We start from the raw sequence: 23,063 nt of genomic DNA on the forward strand, positions 1-23,063 counted from the left end.
AGCAATTGCCCCGCTTAATAGGAAGCATTACTATTCACGCCCCGTCTCCCCAGTGCTCCCGTGATGACTCCGCAGCCGCCCCGCAGAACAGGCTTTTTCGAGCACTACGAAGAGTTGATCGGCACCTGGACACGCCGCCTGAGAAACCGTCAGCAGGCCGAAGACCTGGCGCACGACACCTTCGTGAGGGTGCTTGAGTCCGCTGCCTGCGAGGTGGCGCAGCCGCGCGCTTACTTGCACCAAACCGCACGTAATATTGCAGTGGACGCCTACCGCCGCGAAGACCGCCGTGAGGCGCTGGCGCTGCAGGGGGTTGATCACAGCACGCCCCACAGCGGCGACCCGGAGCATTACATGCACGCGATCCAGTTGGCCGACGCCATCGAGCGGGCGCTGGCCGAGTTGCCGCTCAACTGTCGCAGGGTTTTTATCTGGCAGAAGATCGAAGGGCTCACCCAGCAGGAAATCGCCACACGCCTGGGGCTGTCTAAAAACATGGTGGAAAAGTATATGATCCGCACCCTGCGGCATCTGCGTGATCGTCTGGATGCGAGCGCGCCATGACCGGCTTTGAAACAGGATCTTCCACGATGGATAACCGTGTCCGTGATGAGGCCGCGCAGTGGTTTGTGCGCCTGCAAGACGGCCCATTGAGCGCCCAGGAGCGTCAACGTTTCGATGCCTGGCGTGGAGCGCAGCCCGCGCATCAGTACGAATTCGATGTGCTGCAAGGGCTATGGAGTGCTGCGGATTTGCTACCCAAGGCCCGGTTGCAGGCGCTGGGCGACGCGCCGGTCGAGCGCCCCGGTCGGCGTGCGCTGATGCGTTATGCCGTGGCCGCCAGTGTGGTCGCCGTTGCAGTGGGCTTGAGTGTATTCAGCGTGTTTGAGCCAAAGCCCTACAATGCCGAATTCAGTACGCAGGTGGGCGAGCATCGCCAGGTGACCTTGCCCGACGGTTCAGTGATGGACCTCAACAGCCGCAGCGTGGTTGCGGTTCACTACGCAAAGGGCCGCCGTGGCGTGGAGCTCAAACAGGGCGAGGCGATGTTCAGCGTGCAACATGACGCCGGCCGCCCGTTTGTAGTCGCCGCCGGGGCAGGGCAGGTGACCGTCACCGGCACGCGCTTTGATGTGCGCCTGGATGCGGACCAGACCCGCGTGGCGGTCGAAGCCGGCACGGTCAAGGTGCAGGGCCAGGCGTCCGATCACATCGTCACGCTCACCGCTGGCCGTGGCACCCATTTTGATCCCCAAGGCCAAGTGGCAGCGGCCTACGCGGTAAACCCTGAAGAACTGACTGCGTGGCGTACCGGTAAACTGGTGTTCAACAACGCCACCCTGAGTGAGGTGGCGCGGGAAGTGTCGCGCTACCGCGAGCAACCGCTGCGTGTCAGTACGGCAGCGGTGGGCAACCTGCGCCTGACCAGCGTGTTCAAATCCAGCGACACCGACGCCTTGCTCAAGGCCTTGCCCCACATCCTGCCGGTCGCCTTGCGCACGTTGCCGGACGGTAGCCAGGAAATTATTTCACGCTGACATTCAGGTTTTTTTCGAGTTCTTCGTCTTCTCCTGCAACTGCAACTGGTTTGCATTAACGGCTGCGCATGCTTGCGATCACAGGACTAGGTTCGACGTGAAAAAACTCGCCCTCCACAACAATAAAATCTCCCGCTGGGCGCCCTTGGCCCTGGCCGTTGCCATCGGCACCACACAGGCTGCCGAAGGCATTCACATTCGCGCCCAATCCCTGGGCGCAGCCCTGAGCCAGTTGGGCCAGCAGACCTCGCTGCAAGTGTTCTTCAGCCCCGATATGGTTGCCGGCAAGCAAGCCCCTGCGGTGGATGGCAACCTCTCTCCCGAACAAGCCCTGCGCCAATTGCTGCAAGGCACTGGCCTGGATTACCAGATTGACGCCGGTTCCGTGACCTTGCGCCCGGTGAGCAACGGCACCGGTGAAGCTGGCTCGCCCCTGGAGCTGGGTGTGACCGATATCAAGGTGGTGGGCGACTGGCTCGCCGACGCCGATGCCGAAGTGGTGCAGAACCATCCCGGTGCGCGCACGGTCATTCGCCGCGAAGCCATGGTGGAGCAGGGCGCGATGAACGTCGGTGATGTGTTGCGCCGCGTGCCTGGCGTGCAAGTGCAGGAATCCAACGGCACCGGCGGCAGTGATATTTCCCTCAACGTCGGTGTACGCGGCCTGACCTCGCGCTTGTCGCCGCGATCCACCGTGCTGATTGACGGCGTACCGGCGGCGTTTGCTCCCTACGGCCAGCCACAACTGTCGATGGCGCCGATTTCTGCCGGTAACCTGGAAAGTATCGACGTTGTCCGTGGCGCGGGTTCGGTGCGTTATGGGCCACAGAACGTCGGCGGTGTGATCAACTTCGTAACCCGCGCGATCCCGCAAGACTTCTCCGGTGAAGTCGGCACCACCCTGCAAACCTCCGCCCATGGTGGCTGGAAGCATGTGGAGAACGCCTTTATCGGCGGCACAGCCGACAACGGCATCGGCGCCGCGCTGCTGTACTCCGGGGTCAACGGCAACGGTTACCGCAACAGCAACAACGGCAACGACATCGATGACGTGATCTTCAAGACCCACTGGGCGCCGACCGATCAAGACGATTTCTCGCTGAACTTCCATTATTACGATGCCAGTGCCGACATGCCCGGCGGCCTGACCCAGCAGCAGTTCGACGCCAACCCGTACCAGTCGATACGTGACTGGGACAACTTCAGCGGGCGCCGCAAGGACGTGTCCTTCAAGTACATCCGCCAGATCGACGACCGCACCCAGGCCGAAGTGCTGACGTACTATTCCGACAGTTTCCGTGGCAGCAACATTGCCAACCGCGACCTCAAGACCCTCAGCTCCTACCCGCGCACCTACTACACCTTTGGCATCGAGCCGCGTGTGTCCCATGTGTTCGACCTGGGGCCCAGTACCCAGGAAGTCAGCGTGGGTTATCGCTACCTCAAAGAAGGCATGCACGAGGAGGCCACCAGCCTGAACCTGGTCAACAATGTGCCGACGCCGGGCGGGCAGAGCGACGGCCACGTGTACCAGGACCGCACGGGGGGCACTGAAGCCAACGCCTTCTATATCGATAACAAAATCGATATTGGCAAATGGACCATCACTCCCGGTATTCGCTTCGAAGACATCCGGACCGAATGGCATGATCGTCCGGTCGTGGCCCTGAATGGCAAGCGTACCGAGGAAAAGCGCCGCGAAGTCCACAACAACGAACCGCTGCCGGCCCTGAGCGTGATGTACCACGTGTCTGACGCATGGAAGCTGTTCGCCAACTACGAAACCTCCTTCGGCAGCCTGCAGTATTTTCAACTGGGCCAGGGCGGTACCGGCGACCAGACGGCCAACGGCCTGAACCCGGAAAAGGCCAAGACCTACGAGGTCGGTACGCGCTACAACGACAGCGTCTGGGGTGGCGAAGTGACGCTGTTTTACATCGACTTCTCGGATGAACTGCAATACGTCAGCAATGACGTGGGCTGGACCAACCTCGGCGCCACCAAGCACAGCGGCATCGAAGCATCGGCCCATTACGACCTGGCCAACCTTGACCCGCGCCTCGACGGTCTGACCGCCAACGCGGGCTTTACTTACACCAAGGCCACCTCCGAAGGTGATGTGCCGTTCAAGGGCCGCGACCTGCCACTGTATTCCCGCCAAGTGGCGACCCTGGGCCTGCGCTACGACGTCAACCACTGGACCCACAACCTGGACGTCTACGCCCAGTCCGGCCAACGTGCGCCAGGCACCGGTACCACCTACATCACTCAAGGCACCGCAGACGGTCAATACAGTGATATCCCAGGGTATGTCTCGGTCAACGTGCGCAGTGGCTATGACTTTGGCGCGCAACTATCGAATCTGAAGTTGGGGGTGGGCGTGAAAAACGTTTTCGACCAGCAGCATTACACGCGCTCCAGTGACAACAATGCCGGGTTGTACCTGGGTGAGCCTCGCACGTTTTTCGTACAGGCAAGCGTGGGGTTCTGATCTGTTGCCGGTAGGAAAGATCGCAACCCCAGGGTTGCGATTTTTTTGCCCGGGTCAAGCGCTCTGCTCACTCATAAACGGCAGGCCACCCTCTGTTTCCTACATCGCCCCCGCACAGATTATTGCTGGATCAGGAACTGATTCCGACGCAAAACCACACATGGGAAAGCTGATGGGCTTCGACATTGCGTTGGAGCGACAAGCTGAAAATCGCCCACTGTCATGGAGAAACGTATGTCGGTATCGATGTCGGATGCACCCGTCTCTGCGTCATCAACGCCTGACCTCTCATCGGCCAATGCCAAGGCCGAGATCAAAAATACCCGCCAGGCGCCTGCTACGCCTTCGTTCAATGGTCGGCAGGCTGCCCATGTGAACTTTCAAGCCGGGGACAGCAAGGCCGGGCCTGTATTCAATTATCACCAGGCGCCAACCACCGCGGCAGATGTGCTTGGGCATCGCCACAACCCGCCGGCCATGCAGAACTTCCTGAGCCAACTCAAGCACTGGATCAGCCACTGGTTCTCTGGGCATCGGCCACCCATGCATCCTGGTTGTGGGCATCCGCCGCCACGGCCGAACCCAGGTTGCAGTAACCCGCCACCCAGGCCGAACCCGAGTGGGTGCAACCCACCACCACCACGACCGGATCCCACCGCATGTCGGCCGTATCCGCCCGCCCCCGGCAGGCCAGACGCGCAGTATTCTCTCAAGAGTCGAGAAGAGTTGGCGCAGCAGTTGCGTGACAGCTTCAATGCCTTCAGAGATCCGAAGAACCCTGGCTCTATCAGTGTTGACAGCATTCTTGCAATGGCCAAAAGAGGATGGTCGCCCAACCCGGTCATGAAGGAAAACATTCGCCTGGCCAATGAGTTGCTACGACGTCCGGAACTGATGGCCGCGTTGGATCGGCACGGTTCCACGGGCGCTTTGGATGGCTTGGTCGACCGGCACAGCCTGAATGCGGTGATCCAAGGGGAAAACTACTTCAAGTACAAGACTGACAAAGAACTGGCCGGTGAACTGCTTGAGCATTTTGACGAGTTGAAGGACGGGAGCGGGGGCTCAAGCCTTAAAATCTGCGACTTGAAAAAGTGGGCATGCAAGCCGCTTACCGGCGACGCTGCCAACGACCATCTAATTCAGTTGGCCCAGGAAATGCTCAAGCGCAGTGACGTGCTTGAGCGAATGGATAACCGCGCCAGTAAAGATGACGATGGGAAGATCAGCCGTACAGGCCTGTACCTGTTGTCCCGCTGAACCTTCTTCAGGCGTCGCCTCTCTGAGGCGGCGCCAGTCCTATATGTTTCAAGGAACGAATCACGCCCATTTGCCACATAAGTGGTACCTGCGGTTGCGACTCGCCCTGTCGCTTTTCAGTTTCTGAATGAGGGAAAAATATGCCTTCAACCTCGTTTAATTCTCGCCCAACCGGGCCCATCGAACTCTTGCGCAATACCCAACGTGAAAGTCTGCCAGTCTCCCTGGACCGAGCACCCTCGTGCAGTCTCCCTTTTGCGTCGACCGAATACGAGGCACAGACACTGCGCATGAAAGCTTATGCCGGCCAGCTTAAATTCCAGGCGCCTGTGTCGGACGATTTTTCCCGAGGCATGCTGGCAGACCCGCAGGTTAACGGGGAAGGTATTGATTCGTTGAACGACACAGGGTTGATCAACTGCCTGACCAGTTGGTGGCGTAGACGCAAACTGGGTTAACCGTGGCTGAGCACGGTTTTACATATTGTCATGGGTATTTGTCCTTCACCCGGAACTGTCGAGTTCGCCCAACCACACATGAGATGCCTGCCTGAGTGGAGTCCACTCGTTGATGTTGCCCATCAAGGTAAAGTCAACCCAGCGGATATGCATCTGAACAGAGTTGGAGAAAACCCATGTGTATGGGAGTGAGATAAGTACAGGGGGGTGTGCGAGGTAATCCTGGGATACTCCGGGAGAAACCGGTCTACTCTGAACGAACTATGAAATAACCTTGCACACGCTGCAAATGAAATCAGCCACTGTTTAGCCATCGGGTGGCGAGGTACGGTCCTCCATATCATCAGCGAACAGATCCTTCTGTCGGCGGGCCAGCTCTTCCTTGCGCACCGCCTTCACGATCTTGTAAATCCACTGTAACGAAGCGCCGTATTTGGCTACCAGCTCCCGGTGATTCGAGCCGTTGAAGTCATCGTAGATCTGACGATCTCGGCGACTCAGCTTGATTGACTGGCCGATGGGAAAGTAGATGTTCTGCCCGCCCCAGTGCGCGGACATACGATCAGTAATTTCCCCGGCGACCTGCTGAGCGGTTCCGCTCTCCATCGAGGCCAGCTCTACGAGAGCTATTGCAATGTGGTCTGTAAGGTCAACCAGCAGCTCGGGGCCCTTGCTTCGGAAGTCGGTCATACGTCACTCCTGCCGCTATCCGCGCTTTCAACGCGCAGTAGCCACTGTTTCAGATTTTCAATTACCCGGCTGGCCTGAGCAGTGGTGAGCCACTGCAACGCAGCGACGCGGGTCATGCCCAGCACAAACTTGGCCAATGCAGCCTCAGAAGGATCACGGACGGCGCCCAGTTCATGCAGCGTCAGCCACAGAGAGCGGATCTTCTTCGACTGGACGTCGTCGGCTAAAGGCCGCTTAGGTTGATTGCTTGGACGAACCTTAAAGCCCCGCAGCTTGAGCTGTTCCAAAACCCTTAGCAGGTTTGGAACGCTCAAATCAGCGGTGGACGTAGCGCCATCCAATCCCGTCATGCCAGCCAACAGGAGGCGATAGGTATCGTCATCCATGCGCAACTCGCGTCGAGCAACGTGGATCAGCTTGATCAGACGCAGGCGGTTCGGGTTGGACGGCGCGGTTTTCACTGGTCACCTCCTTTCATCGAGCGTGTGTTGCCGTTCTGCTGGTTACGAGCGGCATGAATCCGTTGCCGGATCTTGCTGCATTTGGCGTGATTACCAGTGTTACGGGGGCGCTGGCATTGATCGCAGATCGCCAGGAACTCCAGTACACCGGCTGAGAGTTTCCCCGTGCTGTTCATGCCCATTTTTGTCGCCTCATCAGCTCAATAGCGGCCTGCTGCGGATCTTCAATGTCGCCATAAGACAATTCGCGGATGAAGTCCTCCATTTCGAGTTTGTCGTCCAGTGCATGACCCGAAGACCACGCGGCCACTCGCCCTTCGCCGATTGCCCGAGGCACTTCATTACCCAAGCCTTCAACTACTAGGGTGTCGTACTTCTTTTCTGCAGCGCTCATGTCAAACCCCCATGGTCAAGCGTGCGCGAGGCTGATGGTTCACCGCCTGGTGCAGTTGGGCGGACTTGCCCGCTTCATAGCCCGCGTCACCGGCGCCCTCATTGCGCGCTTTGACCTTGCGCCGCTTGAGTTCAACGCTTTTTACGTCTGCATGATGTTTTTTCATGAAGGCGTCAATCGCTTCGGCGATGTTGTCTTCTACGCCCGCAAACGCTTGGATTTTGCTGTGAACTGCATCCAGCCAGCCATTGGCGAAGGCATCCCCTCGGGCGGCCTTCGTAGAGCGCTTGCAACGCTTCTGTGTGTCCAAAAAGTCACGACGGGCCTTTTGTAGCTGACGAGCCAGCACTTGGTATGCGTAGCCGGACAGTTCCGGTGCGGCTGAGCAGCCAATAAAGATGAAGCGAGCAGCACTCCACTGAGGGTTGGAAATAAGGATCATGGTGCCGAACGCATCTGCACAGACTTGCGCAAGACGCACACGCCAGACAGGAGGCGAACCCTCCGAGCCCGCAAGGATCGTGTGTTCGCTCGCCATGCTGGCAAGCACGTCACCCACCTCCAGGTTGTACATCTCCATCAGTTTGTGCGCTTGGCGTAGCGCGGTTTCAGCTTCGTGCGGATTGCTGGTTTTGGACTTGGCCATCTCCAGGCACTTCTTGATTTTTTCCAGAGTGCGGTTGTTGTCCATGTCACTTTTCCTCCGAATCTGTGTCGCGGCTGACGTTCTTCGTCACCGTCAGTGGGAACTTGCCAAACAGATCAAGGGCTGTGGCGCAACCCGCCTTGAAGCCTTTGCGTTCGTCGCCCACAAGCAGGACTTGCTGTCCATTTGCGCCGCGTAATACCAACTCGGTATCGGCTGGCGCCTGCACAATCATCTGCAGTTTCTGGACATGATTGGAATGCCACTGCTGAAGCCATTTGAGGATCTCTACGACCTCCGGGTCGCGGGTGGTTACAGTCACTTGATCGGCCATGTCACATACCCTCCAGAGGGGTGATACGCCACTTGCTATGCAGGCGCCCAACAGGTGTGCATGGCAGGCGTTCAACGCCAGCGGACACGCCTGGAAAGAGCTTTTCAGCCAGGCGCTTCACTGGGTATTCATAGTCATGGGTGCAAGACACACGCTTGCCCCGCACAGTGCCGGTAACGTAACCATCACCGTCCTGTCGTACCGAAACCTCCACCGGTAAAAGCGGTTGTATCGAGCGCACCGGGTATTTAATGCATTGGTCACGAGTATCCCCAGCGCGGAGAAACTCCACCAAACTGCCCACCTTAAGGCTTGCCAGGTTTACGACTCTTACTCCAGTCCATAGGCTGGAGTGGTAAGGCCAGCTTCCGGTGACGATGCCAGCCTCATCGACGGTCCACACCAGGAAGTCCTGGTGGTGGTCCTGAAATTCAATCAGTGTCTTGGTCATGTCACACCACCGCCAGGTCTAGAGGGATTGCCTTATAGTTGTCGGAGTCGCCGATCCGCTCATACACGCGGATGTAAACGGCACTGCCCGAGACCATGATGGAGTCCTTCACGGCCTTCATAGCGGCCTTCCAGTTATCGTCATCAATCTCTAGCCGCAACAAATCCAACACATCGGAGGTTTTGATCTGCCCATTACGGTTGGGGCTGAACACCCGGTCGACGATAGCCATCAAATGAGTGTCTGCCCCCTTGCTCCAAGCACGGATGCAGTCGTAGACCAGTACCTTTGCCACTTCCATTTCCTCGGTGAACGTCAGCCGGTCGGCATATGAACGCTGCACCTTGTACTGGCCGTCATACGTGGCGATGGTCACGTTGCCCTTCTTGCCACCCATCTGAACGCCGTAACGCTCACCGGCAATGCTGATCAAGTCGGCCACATCGCCGAGGGATTTTTTCTTGAAGTTTTTCAGCGCAAGGCTCAGAGCCTTGGCAGCATCTGCTAATTCGCGGGTCACCTGATCGCGCAGCTTGTCTTGGTCTCGCACCTGATCTTCAGGGACCAGGTGGCCCATGGCGTTACGCATATAGCCCTGAGGAATATTGCTATCAGACATGGTCGCTCTCCTTTGTGAGGGCCTGCAGATGCAAGGTGGCCCATTGGCACGTTTCATCGGCGTTCACGCCTTGGGCCTGGACAACAACCCGCTCAATCCCGCCAGTTTTGTCGTAAACGGTGACCATCCAACCAACGACTCGGTTGAAGCCGATCTCCAGCCATAGGTGAGGCCGCAGGCTCAGCGCGGCGTCAAAGGCTGTTACCAAACCGGCCAATTGGGTGACGTGTTCGCTGCACTCGGCGTGCAGGTGGCTGATGACCTGGTATAGATGTTGGATAGCGTCCGAGAAGCGATCTTCAGCAATGGCCGCATGAGCCGCCTCTAACGCCCGAGATGGATCGGGCACCCGCTCGGCATGATCCAGGAGCACCGCCACATGCTTCATGGTGTCCTGCCAAAACAACGTAGGGGTTTCGGAGGCAACAGCTGCTCTCAAGGCTTTAATCGAAACATTGAGGGCCTGGTTCATTGGTCCTGCTCCTTCACCAAGCTGTACCAAGCCACATCAACACCCCGTACCGTCACGGTGTTGCGCGTAAACCGACCTGCAGGCGAGTAACGCATCCCGCGCAATTCATGCCCAAACCGCCGTAGGAACAGCTCAATATCGCTGTGGTCGATAAAGATCTTGTTGTCCAGCAGCACCAGGTGCTTGATCCCAATACCGGCGTCTCGGATATCACGGGTCAGTTCGTTGTAAGCCGAGAGCTTCACAGTGAAGTCTTCAGCCAAAACGCTGGTCCGCTCCTCCACTTGCACACCTACGAGGTATAAAGCGGCCATCTCACACCCCCTTCACAATGTCGGCGGTTACAAGGGGCGCGCCCAAATTCGCGGCCAGGTTCATCGCGGCGATCAGCAGGTTGCCGATTGCCAGCGGGTACAACAGCGAGACCGCCGTATCTCGACTCCCATTACGACCAGGTAGCGAAAGGCGGGCTGCAATGGCCTGGATGCCCCCAGCGTCGATCACCTCGGCCAGCGCCTTGCCTGCGCGTTCAAAGCGGAATTTCAGAAACTCCTCCAGCAGTGCGCCTTCGATTGGCGGCAGCATGATCCGCTCGCACCGCTGCACCACTTCACGTACATCCGCGTTGCGCTCGCTCAGTTTCACGCTCAGCTCCGGCTGGCCGATCATGATGATGCTGACCAGCTTGGTGAAACCGGACTCCAGCTCCAGGATGCGCTTGAGGTGTTTGAGCGTTGGAATCGGCAGGCTATGGGCCTCCTCGATTACCAGGCAGTGGCGATAGCCTGCGGCGTGGGAGTCTTTCAACACTTTGTGCAGCTGGGCAAAGCGTGCCTCGGGGCTGTTCTTGGGTTTGGTCAGGGGCGAGACCCTCGCCATCATTGCCTCGGCAATGTGAGTGCTTTTCAGCGATTTGCCTTTGGTGTCGTTATCTTCGGAAGCCAGTACATAGGGCTCAATGATCAACACCGGGTCATTGTTCTCAACGACTCGGTTCACCAGGTCGCGGCGCAAAGTGCTTTTGCCCGCACCTGATTCCCCCTGAACTGCCAGGAAGCCACCGTGCTTTGCGGTCTGGTACATAACCTCGCGAACGTAGCGGATATCCGGGCTGATCCACATGTCCTTGGCGCAGGAAAGTTCATCAAAGGGGTCGCGGAACAGACTGAATGCCTTACGAGTAGTAGGCAGCAGGGTTTGTTTTGGCAGTAACATAGGTTCGTCCTCCCCGGACGGCTCTTCTTTAAGGGCCGGATCTGTCGTGTTGGCGCACGGCAGGTCCACTTCTTCAAAGGCGTTAGCGATATCGGCATCGTTGGCGCCGGACTCGGTCAAGAACACACGAATGCGCCCCTGCAGGTCGGCGCTGTCCAGGCTGCGCGGCCATTGGCCGTGGTTCAGCAACTGAGCAATAGAGGCCTCGCTGAGCTTCAGCGATTCGGCCAAGGCCGATTGAGATCGGCCCACCCCCTGTAAAACGTGTTTAAGTTTCAACATCACTCACCTCCAACCGCCGCCCGAACCAGGCTGAGCGGGTTGCGCATGACCTCTACAGGCCGTTTCAGCTCAGCCTCAATGGCATCAAGCTGGTCTTGGGCAATGCCCTCCGGGTAGTGCTGCTGCAGCCAGCTGAAGCATTCGGCTGACCAAAGGTTTGCCATTCGTGGGCGCAGCAATTTCGCGGCCTCGACGTGCGACAGCAGCGCATGCTCGACAATCGGGGCGTTGACGTTCAGGGATGTACCACGGCGTGGCAGGTACGCCGGTAGCACGGTGTCGGTGACATGTTTGTGCGGGTCGATCAGCCCACCGAACGGCAGCGTTTTCGCCTTGCGGGCGGCTTCGGCATCGGCTTTGTTGGTGGTGCCGGTGGCGATCTGTTCCAGCAGATTGCGCGAGACTTGCGCCGGGGTTTCTGCGTGGCGCTTGTACTGCTCGCCGATGGTGGCCGAGGTCTGCGCGAAGCCGAACTGGTCCATGCCGATCCGCTCGACTACGTGGTAATGCTCGCGGCCATCGGCACCGGTCATAACGACAACCGCAGAATCTTTGTCGCGCCAGCAATTGCGGGTGATCAGCAGCTTTTCGCCAACCATAACTTCCGGTACCGAGCTGACGTCGAACTGGTCCCCGCGAAACGAAACGCGTAGCAGGTTGCTGACCTTGCGTTCCTCTGGCGTGCTGACCGCCAGTTCGCGGCAAACCTCAATGCCTGGCGCCAGGCGCAACTCGTCCTGCTTGATCAGTTGCCACACGCCGTAGCGGCTGCGGCGTGTCCTGGTATGAATGGAGGTTGCGTTGAAATAGCGCATCCACTCACCGGCCCAGCTATTGATCTGCTCAAGGCTGGTTGCTGCCTGGAACTTCAAGGCGCTTTCAAATTCGCGCTCAACGATGTTGTGGGCCTGCTCCACCTGCCCCTTGGCCCGTGCGTTGCCGACCTGGTTAATGATCAGTTCGATGGACATGGCGCGGCACAGGTTGCGGAAGATACCGCTGGTCATGGCCGCGCCAGGGTCGGTCATCAGCATCCAGGGCACGCCGTGGAATGGGTCAGATTCGTGGCGCTTCTGCATGGCGTTGATCAATACGGTGCAGAGGTTCTCAGCCGACTCCGCGCCCAGTACATACTCGACATACAGCGTGCCGCTGGTGTGGTCGGTGATCACGTAACGCCATAGGCGCTGGCGCTCAATTTTCTTGAGGTTGCCCGGCTTGCCATCGTAGAACTCGGCCTGCCTCATCACCCGAGCGCCATCGTCTGCCAAATAGAACTGTGTCGAGATAGAGGCGTCGACCTGCCAAACGTGGTTGGGGTGCTTGCTGGCAAGCGATACGGCGGGTGCGTCATGCAGCAGCTGCTCAGGGTGTAGTTTGTAGGCACGCAGAGCGCGGCTGATGGCGCTGTTAGTCAGTGGACGAAACTCACCTGAGGCTTCATCTATGCGGCCAGCCAGAATCAGGTTGTTGCTTCGCAGGCGCTCAACAGCGCGCTCAATGGTAGACAGCTGCTTGTTGTTGGCCCGGATGGACTCCAGCAATACCGCCGAGATCATCCGCGCTTCATCCAAAGGTAAGGTGCTGTTACCGGCATCGCTGCGACGTTTACGAGGTTTGCTCACCGCTACCTCCTTCAGCTTACGCTGCAGGGTTTGAAGGGAAACACCCAGCTCGGCTGCACCGGCCTTGTAAATGGCGGTGCGTTGACCGTGTGGGGCATTGGCTGCCCGTTGGGCGATTTGCGCCAGTTGCTGGGTCTGTACGGGGTTCATCGGTTACGCCTCGGCCTGGGTCTGCCATACCGGCGTGTCGTCCTGGTGTTCGGGCAAGTGAAATTCGCTGCGAACAGTTGCCAGGGTGATTTCAAGCTGCTTGATCAAATCGGCCTGGTAGGCACGGTGGTCCTGGCCGTGTTCGGCAGCGTGTTCAGCCATCTTGGCGAAGCCTTCGCGAAGCTCGCCCAGGATCTTGGCTTCCACTTCAAAATGAAGAGCGACCACCTCGGTGCGCAGCTCTTTGATGACATCGTCTGGCGTTGCCGTCTGGATGCGCTTCTGAAGTTTTTTCAGCTCTTGCTTGGTGCTATCAAGCTCTTTGGCTTTGTTCGCCATGACTTCGCCTTGGGCTTCATAGTCGGCGTTGACTTCGTCCAAACGCTGGGTCAGTTCGGTTTTTTCTTTCGAGTGTTTGGCGATGATCTCTTCGGCGAGGTCGACAAAAGCCTCTTTGTCACCGGCCTTGGCGACTTCGATTAGGGCGGCTTGTGCATCTTCAGGCAGGCGGCGGTATTGGCGCATTTCGCGGTAGCCGATGCCCATGCGCGACATGGAGTCCAGCGCATTCTCACCAAATTGGCGAAGGTTACGGATATCCTCATCCACTTGGTCAACAGACCTTCCAAGCACCTGGCAAAACTCCTCCCAAGTGCCACTCAGAATTTCCGGACCGGTCCGGAGTTTCATGCCTTTAATAGCCCTGTAGAGCTTGTTTTCTTTGACGAAGGCCAATTTCGAAATCCGGACCGTCCGGGAAAAATCTTCGAAAGCGCCAGCCGCTTGTGCCTGCCCAAGCAGTTGATTTACCAGGTCACGCTCTTCGCTGTGGGCGGCGAGCATTGTCGCGACCGCATTCTGATTAGCCGTCAGCATTTCGCCGTCCAGGACAGGCAATTCAATTGGGGCAGTAGGTTGGGCTTTAGTACGTGCCATGGTTTTCTCCTTAGTTGAGCGAGCCAGCGGCAATCCGCTGATTGATTTCTTGCATCCGCTGGGTCAGCCTTGCCATGTGTTCGGCATGGGCCTGGGCGATTTGCAACATCGCCACCGAGTGGGCAAACCGACCGTTGTCCAGCTTTACTGCCAGCCCCTCTTCAATCAGGGTTTGCATAGCGCGGGTGATGTTGCTCGGGCTGTCCTTGGTTAGTTGGGCCAGCTCGGTGTTACTGAGGCCGGTGACGGTGTGCCCCTTCAAGGCTTTCAGCACGCCCAGCACGCGAGCGGCTCCTGAGGCGGTGCGGCTCATGGCTGCCCCTCCAGTTCCAGTTGTGGGTGTTGGGTCTGGCTGACGTTGCCTCGGTGCCAAGCAAGCCCTTCCATCGCGGCCTGAATTGCAGTCAGGGTCTCTTCGGCTTCACTGTTCTTGGCGTAGAACGCGAGCAGCTTCCCGGCGGCGGTTGTCAGCAGCTCCTGCAGCGCCTGTGTATCCTGGGCAGTGCAATTGCGCCCGGTGGGCATTTCTATAGTCAGGCGGCCTGCACTAGCAGCTATCCAGCGCGTGACGTAATCGCAGTTGCATACCCGCTCGTAAGGGCGGATCAAGTTGGCGGGCATGCGACCAGTTTGTAACCATTTATAAAGCGCCCAGTGATCGGGCAGCCCCATCTCGTCCGCGATGCGCTGCACACTTTTATTGTGAGCATCGATTGCAAAGTCCTTGCACAGCTCTAAGGCGTGGCGCAGCGACGTAGGACGGACGTTCTTCCAGCGGCGGCGATTCATTGGAAACCCTCCTGCAGACGGTCTTCCAAACAAATGGATTTTTTGCAGCTAGCCAAACAGGTTGCGCCAGCTGCAAAGTTTTGCGGTACATTCGCAAACTGAGACATGGCTATGACCGACCGTATTGAGGCGCTTGAAGCGCAAGTGAATGCTTTGGCGCAGGGCTGGTTACGCCTTGCGGCAGTTCTTGAAGTTGAAGGTCTTGTAACGGCTGAATGCCTTGAACAGGCCCTGAGGCCAATTCGTTGGCCGGGCCAATCAATCGAGGCTGAAGCCACGAAAACGCTGGGCTGGCTTTGCGATCAATTGGCTGAAGCCCGCGTGGCCCGCCAGTCGACAACGCGACAAACCGAAAGCCGAAGCGGTCGACGCTCATCTGCACGGCAGCCATTACGCTGCCAACGCCGATGAAGGTTTAAGTCCAAGCTTCACCGCAATATCGTGAGCCTTGCCGTAATGGGCTTTGGCTTGGCCATTGAGTACGCGATACACCTCGTTACGGGTGTAGCCGTTCTCGGTAGCCCATTCAGTGATGGTTTTGCCAACCCGACGGAAGTTTTCTTTCACCTGGTCGGCGGATAGGGCTTTGGCATGGGTGGCCATGGTGGTGGCTCCTGTGATGCAAAGATGATTAGTGTTTGTGTGGATGATTTTGTGATCTATAGATCACATAGTCAAGGAATATTTGTGACGGATAGATCACCTTTTCTGCGACTCAAAGAAGAGCGCAAGCGCCTGAAGCTGACTCAAGCTGCTGCTGGAGCAGTTGCGGGCGTGACAAGAGAGACTTGGAGTCGATACGAGGCTGGTGCGGTTGCACCCGGCATGGAGGCGCTTGAGGCTTTTGCTCTCGCGGGTGCAGACGTTCAGTACGTACTGACAGGGCTGCGCGGATCGCTTCCGCCGTCAACCAGGGAGCGGCTGTTTCTAGATCAATTTCGCCGCAGCCCTGAAGAGCGACAAGATGAGGCGCTGCGCGTTCTTCTGGGGGCGCAAGCTCCTACCAGCGCACAACATACATTTCAAAGTGTTGGCCAATACATTCATGGATCGGTAAACCAGTCGGGTCTGACCCTCAACGTTGGTGGCAAAGGGAAGAAGTGACATGGTGCAAAACTTCCAAGGAGGAGTCGGTCAAGCAGCCGAAGGGGATATTAATAATTACGGAATCAATATCAGCCTCGCGGATGCCGACAAAGCTGAAACCCGTGGGTTGGTCACGGCTCAACGTAAAGAGCTGCATGAACTGCGCGCTAAATGCGAAGAGCTTGGTGATGACCCTAGGGATGTATGGCGTACGGTGCACGCCCATTTAGGTGTCACGTCGATCAATGAGATTACAGCCGATCAATTCTCGGAAGCGCGAGAGGTCATGCGACAAAGGCTTGAGTATCTTAGAGAAGGTGCAGACAAGCGCAGGCTTGTTGGAAAGGTACTTAGGGCCGTCGCCGAAAAGGACGCAAAAGCAGAAATGAATACGTTCTGCGATCTCTCATTTGGCCGGACCCAACTTAAAGATCTTGAGAAGGCTCAGCTTCAAAAAACACTTGAGTATGTGCTTCAGTTCAAGGCGGTTGTTGCTTCGGCAAGTGAGCCCGCCGAGCTGACATTTCAGAGTTTTGTTTTATTGTATAAGAAGAATGCTGCCGGGATTTTTGCTCTCGGAATCTTGATTGGTGCGGTGCTTTTTTAGGTGGGTGGAGTAATGAAAACAAAGGTTTCAGGTTTCCTGGTTGTCGTGCTTCTGGCTCTTTCAGGTTGTGGTGCTGAGTCAGGCCCTCCTGAGTTTAAGGTCCTTACCAGCGACGCGGTCGTGACGAATGCTCTGCCGGCCATTCGAAAAGTTTGTCCAGGTTTGGATAAGTACTCAGCGCAATTCAGCAACGTACGAGTTGAGCAGCAATTTCGTACTGCCATCCTTTTCGAAGTTTCTAACTCAAGCAAAATCCCAGATGCTTATAAAGCCGGTGGACATACATGCTTTGTAGAGATTGATGATGAGGGCAAAAATATTTTTATCGAAAAAATGGCATGCAAGTCGATTTGCCAAGATCAAACAACGACTGCTGACGGGCAATTGAAACTCTCACTGGCGGAGTGACTGCGAGCAGCATGCGGTATTCACGCTGACATCAAATCTCTTTAAACCCGATTAAAAGCCTTCCTGACACACGCCGCCCATCATGGCGGCGTGTGTATTTCTGGCGCCTGAAACCTGTGGCGCCATTACAGGAGGCGTCCCGTGCGACCCGAATTCCCTCGCGGCATCCGCAATTTCAACCCCGGCAATATCCGCCACACCAAAGGTGTGCGCTGGCAAGGCATGGCCGACGCTCAAGGCGATAGTGAGTTCGTCCAATTCACGGCTCCACGTTGGGGCATCCGAGCCATTGCTCGAATCCTAATCACCTATCAAGACAAGCGCCTGGCCCCTGATGGCAGCCGCATCGACACCGTGCGCGAGATCATCGAACGCTGGGCGCCGCCGTCCGAAAACAATACCAACGCCTACACCGCCAGCGTGGCCCGCGCCTTGGGGATCGGCCCGGATGTAGGCTTGGATGTCTACGACTTCGATGTCATGCGCACGCTGGTGTTGGCGATCATTCGCCACGAAAACGGCCCAGGCCCGCTGCCAGGTGGTCAATGGTACGGCGAGTCGATCATTGCCGAGGGGTTGACGCTTGCAGGCATCGAGCGCGGGGCCAAACACGGCGCCAAGCAGGCCGATACCGACTGGAGGCCAGCATGAAGGGAGTCAAGCCCATCTGCGACTGGCGCTGCTGCTACCGGCTCTACAGCGTTCAGATCACCGTCTTCATCGCGTTCCTTGGCCTCGCTCAGTTGGAGTTGCTGCCGATGTGGCAGGGCCAGCTCTCGCCCCGCGCTTACGCGGCGCTGAACAGTGGTCTTGCAGTGGTTCTATTTTTTGCCCGCTTGATCAAACAACCGCCTGACCAGGGGAAGCCGCTATGAGGCTCAACGTCTTCGGTCGGTTGTTTTCCGCGCTGCTGGCCGGGTTTACCTGGGGGAATCGTTGGGCATCTCCTTGTTCCGCTGCCGGTACTTGGATCGGAGCGGCAGTGGTGCCTCCCTATCGACATGGCAAAACAGGTATCGCCGCAGCGAAGCGTCGTTCACGTAAATCACGTAACCGCCAGAGGCATTCCCGTGGGCGCGCTTGAGCAAATGGTCTGGCCGTTGACTGCACGCCTGGCAGCGGTCGGGTTCGCCTGCGCGCTCAGCGCTGCAGCAGCCGGTTCAATCGCTTACGGCTTCGGCTTTCGGTATGCCGAGTCGGTGGGCGCAGCTGCTCTGGCAGATCTCAAGTCACAGCACTCCGAACAAGCTCGGATCGCTGAAAGCGCTAACCGCCTACAACTGCTCCAACAGGTCGCTAGGGCCAGCGAAAGCGAGTCTCTGCTGTTCAACCTGATGGACCAGTACGCCAAACAAAAACAGCTGCTCCAGGAGCGCATCCCTAATGTCACGACCCAATACCGGCCTGCGCCTGGCGCAGTTGCTCAGCCTATCCCTCGTTGCGTGTTCACTGCTGGCTGGCTGCGCGACTTCAACACCGCCCTCGGTGTGCCCGCCCCAGGATCAAGCACCACTGCCACCCAACTTGCGCAAGCGCCCTGGGCCACCCCCGGCACTGACGCCGAACTATTGGAAAGCGGCGTCACTCCCGCAGACATTCTCGCCTACGCCCAGGACTACGGCCTGTGGGTTCGTAACAACCTCGCCCAACTCAACGGTTTGCTGGATCTACAGGAAAAGGACTGATGCCCTATGGATGTAGCCGAACACGCTACAGAGCAAAACGACGATGAGTCGGCAGCACGTATCTACAGCCACGGCCTGCAGCGGCGATCTGGTATTTCAGCCTACCGCTGCGAGGCTTGCGGCGATGCGATCCCCGAGGACCGCCGCCAAAACGAACCGGGTACCGAACACTGCAGCGACTGTGAAGGCGCTTTACAACACATGAACAGACGGGGTTTTCGATGAACCTGAACGAACTCAACTTTGGCTTCCAGACCGTGCAGTGGCTGATTTTGACGGTACTTGGCATCTACACCTGGATGACCAAGCGCCAGGCGGCAAGCGGTCAGGAACTTTTGGATTTGCGAGTCCGTATTGTTGCCCTGGAGGAGCAAATTCGACACCTGCCTGACCAAGCAGCGTTCACCAATTTACTGGGTGATATGAAAGCCATGCGGGCCGAAGTGTCAGGGGTCAAGGATGCACTTGCCCCTTTAGCCCGCTCGCTAGACCGGATCAATGATTACTTGTTGCGAGAAAAAACATGACTCAATTCGCCGCCTTTCTACGAGAAGACTATCGTCTGGTCATCCTGCGCTTGCTGGCCGAGACCACCGGCTACCGTGCCAATAGCTCTGTGCTGACCATGGCCCTGGACAGCTTCGGCCACACGCTAAGCCGTGACCAGGTCAAAACCGAAATGCAATGGCTGGCCGAGCAAGGCGCCCTGTCGCTTGCCGATGTTGGCCCGGTGCTAGTGGCGACTCTCACCGAGCGCGGGCAGGACATCGCTGCAGGCCGTGCCCGCGTCCCAGGTATTAAAAGGCCGGGGGCGTAACCATGGCGGGCAAATCATCCGTCAGCCGCCTGCCGCCAGTGGTCAAGGCTTACCTCCAGAAGCTTCTGCGTGAAGACCGCATGACCCTGGATGAGATGATCGCCGATATCCAAGCGCGGTTTCCCAATGAGAAGGTGCCCAGCCGAAGCGCGCTGGGCCGTTTCAAGGTGGGCTTTGAGCAACTGACTGAAAAAACCCGACAACACCGGGAGCAAGCTGAAGCTTTTGTCGGCGCGTTTGGCGAAGACTCTAGCGATAAAACTGGGGCATTGCTGGTTGAGGCCATTTCTACCTTGGCCTATCAGGCCGCCATGGGCGCGCATGAAAAGGATGAGGTCACCACCAAAGAGGTGGCTGATCTGGCGCGTGCAGCGAAAAACACCATGCAGGCCCGCACCTTGAGCATGAAAGAACGCCAAGCCGCTGAACAGGCGGGGCGTGACCGTTTGATTCGCGAGCAGTCCGCTGAATTGGATAAGGCCGTCAAGGCCAAGGGGTTGTCCGAAGAACAAGCTCTGTACTGGCGCCAGAACTTCTTGGGCGTGAAGCAATGAAACCATCGTCCAGCACCGTCCGTGTCATCGAGTGGGACGAGCTACCGCCCAGCGTTCGCCAGATTCCCGAGGGATACAACCCGATTGCCGAAGGCATCCTGATGGCTCACCAGGTGGACTGGTTGAAGATTCAGGCGCAAATAAAACTTTGCGAAAAGGGCCGCCGCACGGGCATCACATTTGCTGAAGCACTGGACTCGGTCATCACCGCCGCTTCTCAGAAATCCGCAGGCGGCATGGATTGCTTTTACATTGGCGATACCAAGGAAAAGGGTCTGGAGTTCATTGGCTACTGTGCCAAATTCAGCCGGGTGATGGCCGAGGCTCAAGCCTCGGGCGTCAGCGAGATTGAAGAGTTCCTGTTTCAAGATCAGGACGAATCGGGCAATACACGTCAGATCAATGCTTACCGAATACGTTACGCCTCGGGCTTTAAAATCGTTGCACTGTCGAGCAACCCGGCCAGCGTTCGTGGCCTGCAGGGCAAGGTCATCATCGACGAAGCCGCGTTCCACCGTAACGTATCCGCCGTGCTCGATGCCGCTACAGCCTTGCTGATTTGGGGCGGTCGCATCGTGATCATCAGTACTCACAACGGCAAATCCAACCCCTTTAACCAGATGGTCAATGACATCCGGGATGAGCGTTATGGCGACAGCGCCGAGGTGTACACGGCAACGTTTGACGATGCCGTCGCCAATGGGTTGTATGAGCGTGTTTGCTTCATGGCGGGCGAGCCTCCGACCGCTGAAGGTAAGGAAACTTGGTACAAGAAAATCCGCAATGCCTATGGTCCGCGTAAGGCGCAGATGCGCGAGGAGTTGGATGCAATCCCCCGCGATGGCAATGGCGTGTCCATTCCTGGCGTGTGGGTTGACGAGGCCATGCGTCCTGGCCGCGAAGTACTCCGACTGGCTCTGGATGCAGACTTTGTCCACCAGGCGCTGTATCGCCGCGAAGCTTATGTAAACGACTGGATTGACCGCGAACTGGCGCCAGTAATGTCAGAGCTTGATCCTGAACTTCGCCACTTCCTAGGTATGGACTACGCGCGGCACCGCGACTTTTCCATCATCTGCCCGATGTCGGTTGACATGTCTCGGCACCGTGATGTGCCGTTCGTGATGGAGATGCACAAGGTTCCGACCCGCCAGCAACAGCAAATTCTGTTTTACATCCTGCGTGGCCTGCCGCGCTTTGTCGGCGCCGCACTGGACGCCACCGGCAGCGGCGAAACCCTCGCCGAGGACACTGCCGACGAGTTCGGCCACAACCGTATTCACCAGGTGAAGATCACCCGCGCCTGGTACGGCGCCTGGATGCCCAAGTTCGTGCAGTTGTATGAAGACGGCGCCATCACCATGCCGAAGGACGACAACCTGCACCAGGACGTGCGCGCCATCGAAACCGTGGAGGGCATTCCGATGATCGTCAAAGCCCGTTCACAAGACCTTAAAGACCCGGACCTGTACCGCCACGGTGACTTCGCTGGGGCCGGTGCGCTGGCTAACTTCGCCACGTTGGAAGTCGCATCAGGGCCGGTCGCTGCCAAATCACGCCGCCCTCGCCAGGGCCGACGAATTACCCAGGGGTACGCATGAACAACACAGGCCTGTGGGTCAGCCCCACCGAGTTCGTCAATTTCGCCGATGCCAAGCGCGACAAGCTGCTCGGTCGGCACATCGCTACCCGCGACCGCTCCAGTGGCGGCGCCTTTGGTAGCGCCAATCTGCCCAACCCTGACCCGATCCTCAAGGCCCAGGGTAAGGACATCACGGTCTACCGCGACCTGCGCAGCTCCGCACTGGTCGGCGGGAACATCCGTCGCCGCAAGGCGTCGGTGCTAGCCCTGGAACGCGGTATCAAGCGTGGTAACGCGCCTGTCAAGGTTGAGCGCTTTGTCCGCGACTGGATGCTCGATCTGGACCTTGACCGCATCATTCGCGAGCTGCTCGATGCGCCGCTGTTTGGGTACCAGCCTGTCGAGTTGATGTGGCAACCCGTTGGCGGCTACCTGATGCCCTCTGATCTACTCGGCAAGCCCGCCGAGTGGTTCTTCTATGACAAAGAAAACCAGCTGCGCTTTCGCTCTCAGGACGGTGGCCAGGAAGGCGAACTGTGCGACCCGCAGCGCTTCATCGTGGCGCGCCAGGATGCAACCTACGCCAACCCCTACGGCTTTCCCGATCTCAGTATGTGCTTCTGGCCCGCCATGTTCATGAAGGGCGGCTTGAAGTTTTGGGTGCAGTTCACCGAGAAATACGGCAGTCCTTGGGTTATAGGTAAACACCCTCGTGGCGCCACTGATGCCGAGACCGACTTGCTGCTCGATAGCCTGGAGGCCATGGTCCAGGACGCCGTAGCTGCGATCCCTGACGACTCCAGCATCGAAATCAAGGAAGCGTCCGGCAAAGCGGGCAGCGCCACGGTTTATCGTGAACTGCTGGAGTACTGCCGCAGCGAAATCAACGTAGCCATGCTCGGGCAAAACCAGACCACTGAAAAGGAAAGCAACCGCGCAAGTGCAGAAGCCGGTGCCGAGGTCACCAAAGACATTCGTGATGGTGACGCCGGGATCGTGGCCACAGCCATCAACGCAGTGATCCGCCGCATCGTCGATATCAACTTTGGCGAACATGTTGTGGCCCCCGTGTACGAGCTGTGGGAACAGGAGGAGATTGATAAGGTCCTGGCCGAGCGGGACAAAAGCCTCAGTGAATCGGGAGTCAAGTTCACGCCGCAATACTTCAAGCGCACCTATAACCTGCAGGACGGGGACATTGTCGAAACCGCACCGGCTGATACCGGCCCTGCTTTTTCGGAGCCGACCTTCAAGCCAATCCTCGACCAGCTGGCGCTCGACCAGGCTATTAATCGCCTGCCCGCCGAGCTGCTCCAGGAACAGGGTGAAAAGCTCGTAGCGCCAGTATTGGAAGCCCTGCAACGCGGTCGCTCTGATAGTGAAGCGCTCGGCCTCCTGGCTGAAATTTACCCTCACATGGATGACCAGTCGCTGCAGCAGAACCTTGCCCGCTTGTTGTTCATCGCCGACACCTGGGGCCGCCTGAGCGTCAACGCGGATCGGGAGGACTGAC

The 23,063-nt window shown here is 57.9% G+C and carries 34 protein-coding genes; 18 read left to right on the forward strand and 16 right to left on the reverse strand.

All coding sequences use genetic code 11. From position 1 onward, the window contains the following. Positions 1–63: 63 nt before the first annotated feature. From V8689_RS10315 to V8689_RS10325, 3 genes are all read left to right on the forward strand, one after another. Entirely contained in the window at positions 64–564 is a 501-nt protein-coding gene (locus V8689_RS10315) for a sigma-70 family RNA polymerase sigma factor (protein WP_056788289.1), read from the forward strand. Between the two features lie 26 nt (positions 565–590). Continuing rightward, positions 591–1,538 carry a FecR family protein gene (locus V8689_RS10320; protein ID WP_056788292.1) on the forward strand — a complete coding sequence of 316 codons (948 nt, stop codon included), beginning with the start codon at positions 591–593 and terminating at the stop codon, positions 1,536–1,538. Between the two features lie 97 nt (positions 1,539–1,635). Next, positions 1,636–4,029: a TonB-dependent siderophore receptor gene (locus V8689_RS10325; RefSeq protein WP_434520706.1), complete on the forward strand. Its 2,394-nt coding sequence runs from the start codon at positions 1,636–1,638 to the stop codon at positions 4,027–4,029. A 511-nt stretch (positions 4,030–4,540) separates the two neighbouring features. Here V8689_RS10325 and V8689_RS10330 read toward each other — a convergent pair. Further along, positions 4,541–4,690: a hypothetical protein gene (locus V8689_RS10330; protein WP_223816859.1), complete on the reverse strand. Its 150-nt coding sequence runs from the start codon at positions 4,688–4,690 to the stop codon at positions 4,541–4,543. 149 nt (positions 4,691–4,839) lie between these two features. On the opposite strand from V8689_RS10330, the gene V8689_RS10335 reads away from it, so the two are divergent. After that, positions 4,840–5,289: a hypothetical protein gene (locus tag V8689_RS10335; RefSeq protein ID WP_230962031.1), complete on the forward strand. Its 450-nt coding sequence runs from the start codon at positions 4,840–4,842 to the stop codon at positions 5,287–5,289. Between the two features lie 290 nt (positions 5,290–5,579). Beyond that, on the forward strand, positions 5,580–5,747 hold the full coding sequence (locus tag V8689_RS10340) for a type III secretion effector protein (protein WP_081089403.1): 168 nt from the start codon (positions 5,580–5,582) through the stop codon (positions 5,745–5,747). Positions 5,748–6,053: 306 nt separating this feature from the next. Here the strand turns inward: V8689_RS10340 and V8689_RS10345 are convergent, their stop codons facing one another. The 14 genes from V8689_RS10345 to V8689_RS10410 all read right to left on the reverse strand — a co-directional run bounded on the left by V8689_RS10345 (position 6,054) and on the right by V8689_RS10410 (position 14,811). After that, positions 6,054–6,437 carry a Mor transcription activator family protein gene (locus V8689_RS10345; protein ID WP_150073117.1) on the reverse strand — a complete coding sequence of 128 codons (384 nt, stop codon included), beginning with the start codon at positions 6,435–6,437 and terminating at the stop codon, positions 6,054–6,056. Beyond that, a complete protein-coding gene (locus V8689_RS10350) occupies positions 6,434–6,898 on the reverse strand; it encodes a gp16 family protein (protein ID WP_005789436.1) in 465 nt (154 codons plus the stop codon). Before V8689_RS10350 ends, V8689_RS10345 begins: the two co-directional genes overlap by 4 nt. 172 nt (positions 6,899–7,070) lie before the next feature. Then, entirely contained in the window at positions 7,071–7,292 is a 222-nt protein-coding gene (locus V8689_RS10355; protein ID WP_150073116.1) for a hypothetical protein, read from the reverse strand. Position 7,293: 1 nt separating this feature from the next. Further along, on the reverse strand, positions 7,294–7,983 hold the full coding sequence (locus V8689_RS10360) for a DUF2786 domain-containing protein (protein WP_150073115.1): 690 nt from the start codon (positions 7,981–7,983) through the stop codon (positions 7,294–7,296). Between the two features lies 1 nt (position 7,984). Further along, positions 7,985–8,272: a hypothetical protein gene (locus V8689_RS10365; protein ID WP_005789429.1), complete on the reverse strand. Its 288-nt coding sequence runs from the start codon at positions 8,270–8,272 to the stop codon at positions 7,985–7,987. A gap of 1 nt (position 8,273) precedes the next feature. Further along, positions 8,274–8,723 carry a hypothetical protein gene (locus V8689_RS10370; RefSeq protein ID WP_150073114.1) on the reverse strand — a complete coding sequence of 150 codons (450 nt, stop codon included), beginning with the start codon at positions 8,721–8,723 and terminating at the stop codon, positions 8,274–8,276. A 1-nt stretch (position 8,724) separates the two neighbouring features. Continuing rightward, the gene (locus V8689_RS10375) at positions 8,725–9,342 is read right to left on the reverse strand and encodes a DUF3164 family protein (RefSeq protein ID WP_005789425.1); all 618 of its coding nucleotides are present in this window, start codon (positions 9,340–9,342) and stop codon (positions 8,725–8,727) included. Next, complete coding sequence (locus V8689_RS10380) at positions 9,335–9,814, reverse strand: hypothetical protein (RefSeq protein WP_150073113.1); 480 nt, start codon at positions 9,812–9,814, stop codon at positions 9,335–9,337. Before V8689_RS10380 ends, V8689_RS10375 begins: the two co-directional genes overlap by 8 nt. Further along, positions 9,811–10,128: a hypothetical protein gene (locus V8689_RS10385; protein ID WP_223816904.1), complete on the reverse strand. Its 318-nt coding sequence runs from the start codon at positions 10,126–10,128 to the stop codon at positions 9,811–9,813. The genes V8689_RS10380 and V8689_RS10385 overlap by 4 nt, the downstream gene beginning before the upstream one ends. A gap of 1 nt (position 10,129) precedes the next feature. Then, positions 10,130–11,311, reverse strand: coding sequence for an ExeA family protein (locus tag V8689_RS10390; protein WP_005789420.1), 1,182 nt, complete (start codon positions 11,309–11,311; stop codon positions 10,130–10,132). Continuing rightward, positions 11,311–13,086: a DDE-type integrase/transposase/recombinase gene (locus V8689_RS10395; protein WP_005789418.1), complete on the reverse strand. Its 1,776-nt coding sequence runs from the start codon at positions 13,084–13,086 to the stop codon at positions 11,311–11,313. Before V8689_RS10395 ends, V8689_RS10390 begins: the two co-directional genes overlap by 1 nt. Before the next feature lie 3 nt (positions 13,087–13,089). Beyond that, positions 13,090–14,022: a hypothetical protein gene (locus V8689_RS10400; protein WP_005789416.1), complete on the reverse strand. Its 933-nt coding sequence runs from the start codon at positions 14,020–14,022 to the stop codon at positions 13,090–13,092. Between the two features lie 10 nt (positions 14,023–14,032). Further along, positions 14,033–14,335 carry a helix-turn-helix domain-containing protein gene (locus V8689_RS10405; protein ID WP_005789414.1) on the reverse strand — a complete coding sequence of 101 codons (303 nt, stop codon included), beginning with the start codon at positions 14,333–14,335 and terminating at the stop codon, positions 14,033–14,035. Further along, positions 14,332–14,811, reverse strand: a complete 480-nt coding sequence (locus V8689_RS10410) for a hypothetical protein (protein ID WP_005789412.1) — start codon at positions 14,809–14,811, stop codon at positions 14,332–14,334. Before V8689_RS10410 ends, V8689_RS10405 begins: the two co-directional genes overlap by 4 nt. Positions 14,812–14,922: 111 nt before the next feature. Here V8689_RS10410 and V8689_RS10415 point away from each other — a divergent pair, with 111 nt between their 5' ends. Then, the gene (locus tag V8689_RS10415; RefSeq protein WP_190311650.1) at positions 14,923–15,222 is read left to right on the forward strand and encodes a hypothetical protein; all 300 of its coding nucleotides are present in this window, start codon (positions 14,923–14,925) and stop codon (positions 15,220–15,222) included. Here the strand turns inward: V8689_RS10415 and V8689_RS10420 are convergent. After that, positions 15,202–15,414, reverse strand: coding sequence for a DNA-binding protein (locus V8689_RS10420; RefSeq protein WP_005789410.1), 213 nt, complete (start codon positions 15,412–15,414; stop codon positions 15,202–15,204). The two genes, V8689_RS10415 and V8689_RS10420, sit on opposite strands and share 21 nt — an antisense overlap. Here V8689_RS10420 and V8689_RS10425 point away from each other — a divergent pair. From V8689_RS10425 to V8689_RS10480, 12 genes are all read left to right on the forward strand, one after another. Then, complete coding sequence (locus tag V8689_RS10425; protein WP_087945253.1) at positions 15,403–15,915, forward strand: helix-turn-helix domain-containing protein; 513 nt, start codon at positions 15,403–15,405, stop codon at positions 15,913–15,915. The genes V8689_RS10420 and V8689_RS10425 overlap by 12 nt on opposite strands. A gap of 1 nt (position 15,916) precedes the next feature. Next, complete coding sequence (locus V8689_RS10430) at positions 15,917–16,504, forward strand: hypothetical protein (protein ID WP_150073111.1); 588 nt, start codon at positions 15,917–15,919, stop codon at positions 16,502–16,504. A 12-nt stretch (positions 16,505–16,516) separates the two neighbouring features. After that, entirely contained in the window at positions 16,517–16,912 is a 396-nt protein-coding gene (locus V8689_RS10435) for a hypothetical protein (RefSeq protein WP_050989044.1), read from the forward strand. A 141-nt stretch (positions 16,913–17,053) separates the two neighbouring features. Continuing rightward, positions 17,054–17,563 carry a hypothetical protein gene (locus V8689_RS10440; protein WP_005789403.1) on the forward strand — a complete coding sequence of 170 codons (510 nt, stop codon included), beginning with the start codon at positions 17,054–17,056 and terminating at the stop codon, positions 17,561–17,563. Beyond that, positions 17,560–17,787 carry a hypothetical protein gene (locus V8689_RS10445; RefSeq protein ID WP_005789401.1) on the forward strand — a complete coding sequence of 76 codons (228 nt, stop codon included), beginning with the start codon at positions 17,560–17,562 and terminating at the stop codon, positions 17,785–17,787. The genes V8689_RS10440 and V8689_RS10445 overlap by 4 nt, the downstream gene beginning before the upstream one ends. Before the next feature lie 195 nt (positions 17,788–17,982). Further along, positions 17,983–18,597: a hypothetical protein gene (locus V8689_RS10450; RefSeq protein WP_005789399.1), complete on the forward strand. Its 615-nt coding sequence runs from the start codon at positions 17,983–17,985 to the stop codon at positions 18,595–18,597. A 6-nt stretch (positions 18,598–18,603) separates the two neighbouring features. Further along, positions 18,604–18,822 (forward strand): TraR/DksA C4-type zinc finger protein, encoded by a 219-nt coding sequence (locus V8689_RS10455; protein ID WP_150073110.1) that lies wholly within the window; start codon positions 18,604–18,606, stop codon positions 18,820–18,822. After that, the gene (locus V8689_RS10460; protein WP_005789397.1) at positions 18,819–19,124 is read left to right on the forward strand and encodes a hypothetical protein; all 306 of its coding nucleotides are present in this window, start codon (positions 18,819–18,821) and stop codon (positions 19,122–19,124) included. Before V8689_RS10455 ends, V8689_RS10460 begins: the two co-directional genes overlap by 4 nt. Then, on the forward strand, positions 19,121–19,414 hold the full coding sequence (locus tag V8689_RS10465) for a VpaChn25_0724 family phage protein (protein WP_005789394.1): 294 nt from the start codon (positions 19,121–19,123) through the stop codon (positions 19,412–19,414). The genes V8689_RS10460 and V8689_RS10465 overlap by 4 nt, the downstream gene beginning before the upstream one ends. Before the next feature lie 2 nt (positions 19,415–19,416). Further along, complete coding sequence (locus tag V8689_RS10470) at positions 19,417–19,968, forward strand: phage protein Gp27 family protein (protein WP_005789392.1); 552 nt, start codon at positions 19,417–19,419, stop codon at positions 19,966–19,968. Continuing rightward, a complete protein-coding gene (locus V8689_RS10475) occupies positions 19,965–21,569 on the forward strand; it encodes a hypothetical protein (protein ID WP_150073109.1) in 1,605 nt (534 codons plus the stop codon). Before V8689_RS10470 ends, V8689_RS10475 begins: the two co-directional genes overlap by 4 nt. Continuing rightward, entirely contained in the window at positions 21,566–23,062 is a 1,497-nt protein-coding gene (locus tag V8689_RS10480) for a DUF935 domain-containing protein (RefSeq protein WP_005789388.1), read from the forward strand. The genes V8689_RS10475 and V8689_RS10480 overlap by 4 nt, the downstream gene beginning before the upstream one ends. The last annotated feature ends 1 nt before the right edge of the window (position 23,063 follow it).

This window comes from Pseudomonas sp. AK181, from assembly GCF_051122975.1.
In the GTDB taxonomy this organism is placed as follows: Bacteria; Pseudomonadota; Gammaproteobacteria; order Pseudomonadales; family Pseudomonadaceae; genus Aquipseudomonas; species Aquipseudomonas lactis.

What these genes read in the sequence shown, in the direction of transcription:
- V8689_RS10315 (WP_056788289.1), top strand. Translation starts at nt 64, where the DNA reads ATGACTCCGCAGCCGCCCCGCAGAACAGGCTTTTTCGAGCACTACGAA.
- V8689_RS10320 (WP_056788292.1), top strand. Translation starts at nt 591, where the DNA reads ATGGATAACCGTGTCCGTGATGAGGCCGCGCAGTGGTTTGTGCGCCTG.
- V8689_RS10330 (WP_223816859.1), bottom strand. Translation starts at nt 4,690, where the DNA reads ATGCGGTGGGATCCGGTCGTGGTGGTGGTGGGTTGCACCCACTCGGGT.
- V8689_RS10335 (WP_230962031.1), top strand. Translation starts at nt 4,840, where the DNA reads ATGGCCAAAAGAGGATGGTCGCCCAACCCGGTCATGAAGGAAAACATT.
- V8689_RS10340 (WP_081089403.1), top strand. Translation starts at nt 5,580, where the DNA reads ATGAAAGCTTATGCCGGCCAGCTTAAATTCCAGGCGCCTGTGTCGGAC.
- V8689_RS10345 (WP_150073117.1), bottom strand. Translation starts at nt 6,437, where the DNA reads ATGACCGACTTCCGAAGCAAGGGCCCCGAGCTGCTGGTTGACCTTACA.
- V8689_RS10355 (WP_150073116.1), bottom strand. Translation starts at nt 7,292, where the DNA reads ATGAGCGCTGCAGAAAAGAAGTACGACACCCTAGTAGTTGAAGGCTTG.
- V8689_RS10360 (WP_150073115.1), bottom strand. Translation starts at nt 7,983, where the DNA reads ATGGACAACAACCGCACTCTGGAAAAAATCAAGAAGTGCCTGGAGATG.
- V8689_RS10365 (WP_005789429.1), bottom strand. Translation starts at nt 8,272, where the DNA reads ATGGCCGATCAAGTGACTGTAACCACCCGCGACCCGGAGGTCGTAGAG.
- V8689_RS10370 (WP_150073114.1), bottom strand. Translation starts at nt 8,723, where the DNA reads ATGACCAAGACACTGATTGAATTTCAGGACCACCACCAGGACTTCCTG.
- V8689_RS10375 (WP_005789425.1), bottom strand. Translation starts at nt 9,342, where the DNA reads ATGTCTGATAGCAATATTCCTCAGGGCTATATGCGTAACGCCATGGGC.
- V8689_RS10380 (WP_150073113.1), bottom strand. Translation starts at nt 9,814, where the DNA reads ATGAACCAGGCCCTCAATGTTTCGATTAAAGCCTTGAGAGCAGCTGTT.
- V8689_RS10385 (WP_223816904.1), bottom strand. Translation starts at nt 10,128, where the DNA reads ATGGCCGCTTTATACCTCGTAGGTGTGCAAGTGGAGGAGCGGACCAGC.
- V8689_RS10390 (WP_005789420.1), bottom strand. Translation starts at nt 11,311, where the DNA reads ATGTTGAAACTTAAACACGTTTTACAGGGGGTGGGCCGATCTCAATCG.
- V8689_RS10395 (WP_005789418.1), bottom strand. Translation starts at nt 13,086, where the DNA reads ATGAACCCCGTACAGACCCAGCAACTGGCGCAAATCGCCCAACGGGCA.
- V8689_RS10400 (WP_005789416.1), bottom strand. Translation starts at nt 14,022, where the DNA reads ATGGCACGTACTAAAGCCCAACCTACTGCCCCAATTGAATTGCCTGTC.
- V8689_RS10405 (WP_005789414.1), bottom strand. Translation starts at nt 14,335, where the DNA reads ATGAGCCGCACCGCCTCAGGAGCCGCTCGCGTGCTGGGCGTGCTGAAA.
- V8689_RS10410 (WP_005789412.1), bottom strand. Translation starts at nt 14,811, where the DNA reads ATGAATCGCCGCCGCTGGAAGAACGTCCGTCCTACGTCGCTGCGCCAC.
- V8689_RS10415 (WP_190311650.1), top strand. Translation starts at nt 14,923, where the DNA reads ATGACCGACCGTATTGAGGCGCTTGAAGCGCAAGTGAATGCTTTGGCG.
- V8689_RS10425 (WP_087945253.1), top strand. Translation starts at nt 15,403, where the DNA reads ATGGGTGGCCATGGTGGTGGCTCCTGTGATGCAAAGATGATTAGTGTT.
- V8689_RS10420 (WP_005789410.1), bottom strand. Translation starts at nt 15,414, where the DNA reads ATGGCCACCCATGCCAAAGCCCTATCCGCCGACCAGGTGAAAGAAAAC.
- V8689_RS10430 (WP_150073111.1), top strand. Translation starts at nt 15,917, where the DNA reads ATGGTGCAAAACTTCCAAGGAGGAGTCGGTCAAGCAGCCGAAGGGGAT.
- V8689_RS10435 (WP_050989044.1), top strand. Translation starts at nt 16,517, where the DNA reads ATGAAAACAAAGGTTTCAGGTTTCCTGGTTGTCGTGCTTCTGGCTCTT.
- V8689_RS10445 (WP_005789401.1), top strand. Translation starts at nt 17,560, where the DNA reads ATGAAGGGAGTCAAGCCCATCTGCGACTGGCGCTGCTGCTACCGGCTC.
- V8689_RS10455 (WP_150073110.1), top strand. Translation starts at nt 18,604, where the DNA reads ATGGATGTAGCCGAACACGCTACAGAGCAAAACGACGATGAGTCGGCA.
- V8689_RS10460 (WP_005789397.1), top strand. Translation starts at nt 18,819, where the DNA reads ATGAACCTGAACGAACTCAACTTTGGCTTCCAGACCGTGCAGTGGCTG.
- V8689_RS10465 (WP_005789394.1), top strand. Translation starts at nt 19,121, where the DNA reads ATGACTCAATTCGCCGCCTTTCTACGAGAAGACTATCGTCTGGTCATC.
- V8689_RS10470 (WP_005789392.1), top strand. Translation starts at nt 19,417, where the DNA reads ATGGCGGGCAAATCATCCGTCAGCCGCCTGCCGCCAGTGGTCAAGGCT.
- V8689_RS10475 (WP_150073109.1), top strand. Translation starts at nt 19,965, where the DNA reads ATGAAACCATCGTCCAGCACCGTCCGTGTCATCGAGTGGGACGAGCTA.
- V8689_RS10480 (WP_005789388.1), top strand. Translation starts at nt 21,566, where the DNA reads ATGAACAACACAGGCCTGTGGGTCAGCCCCACCGAGTTCGTCAATTTC.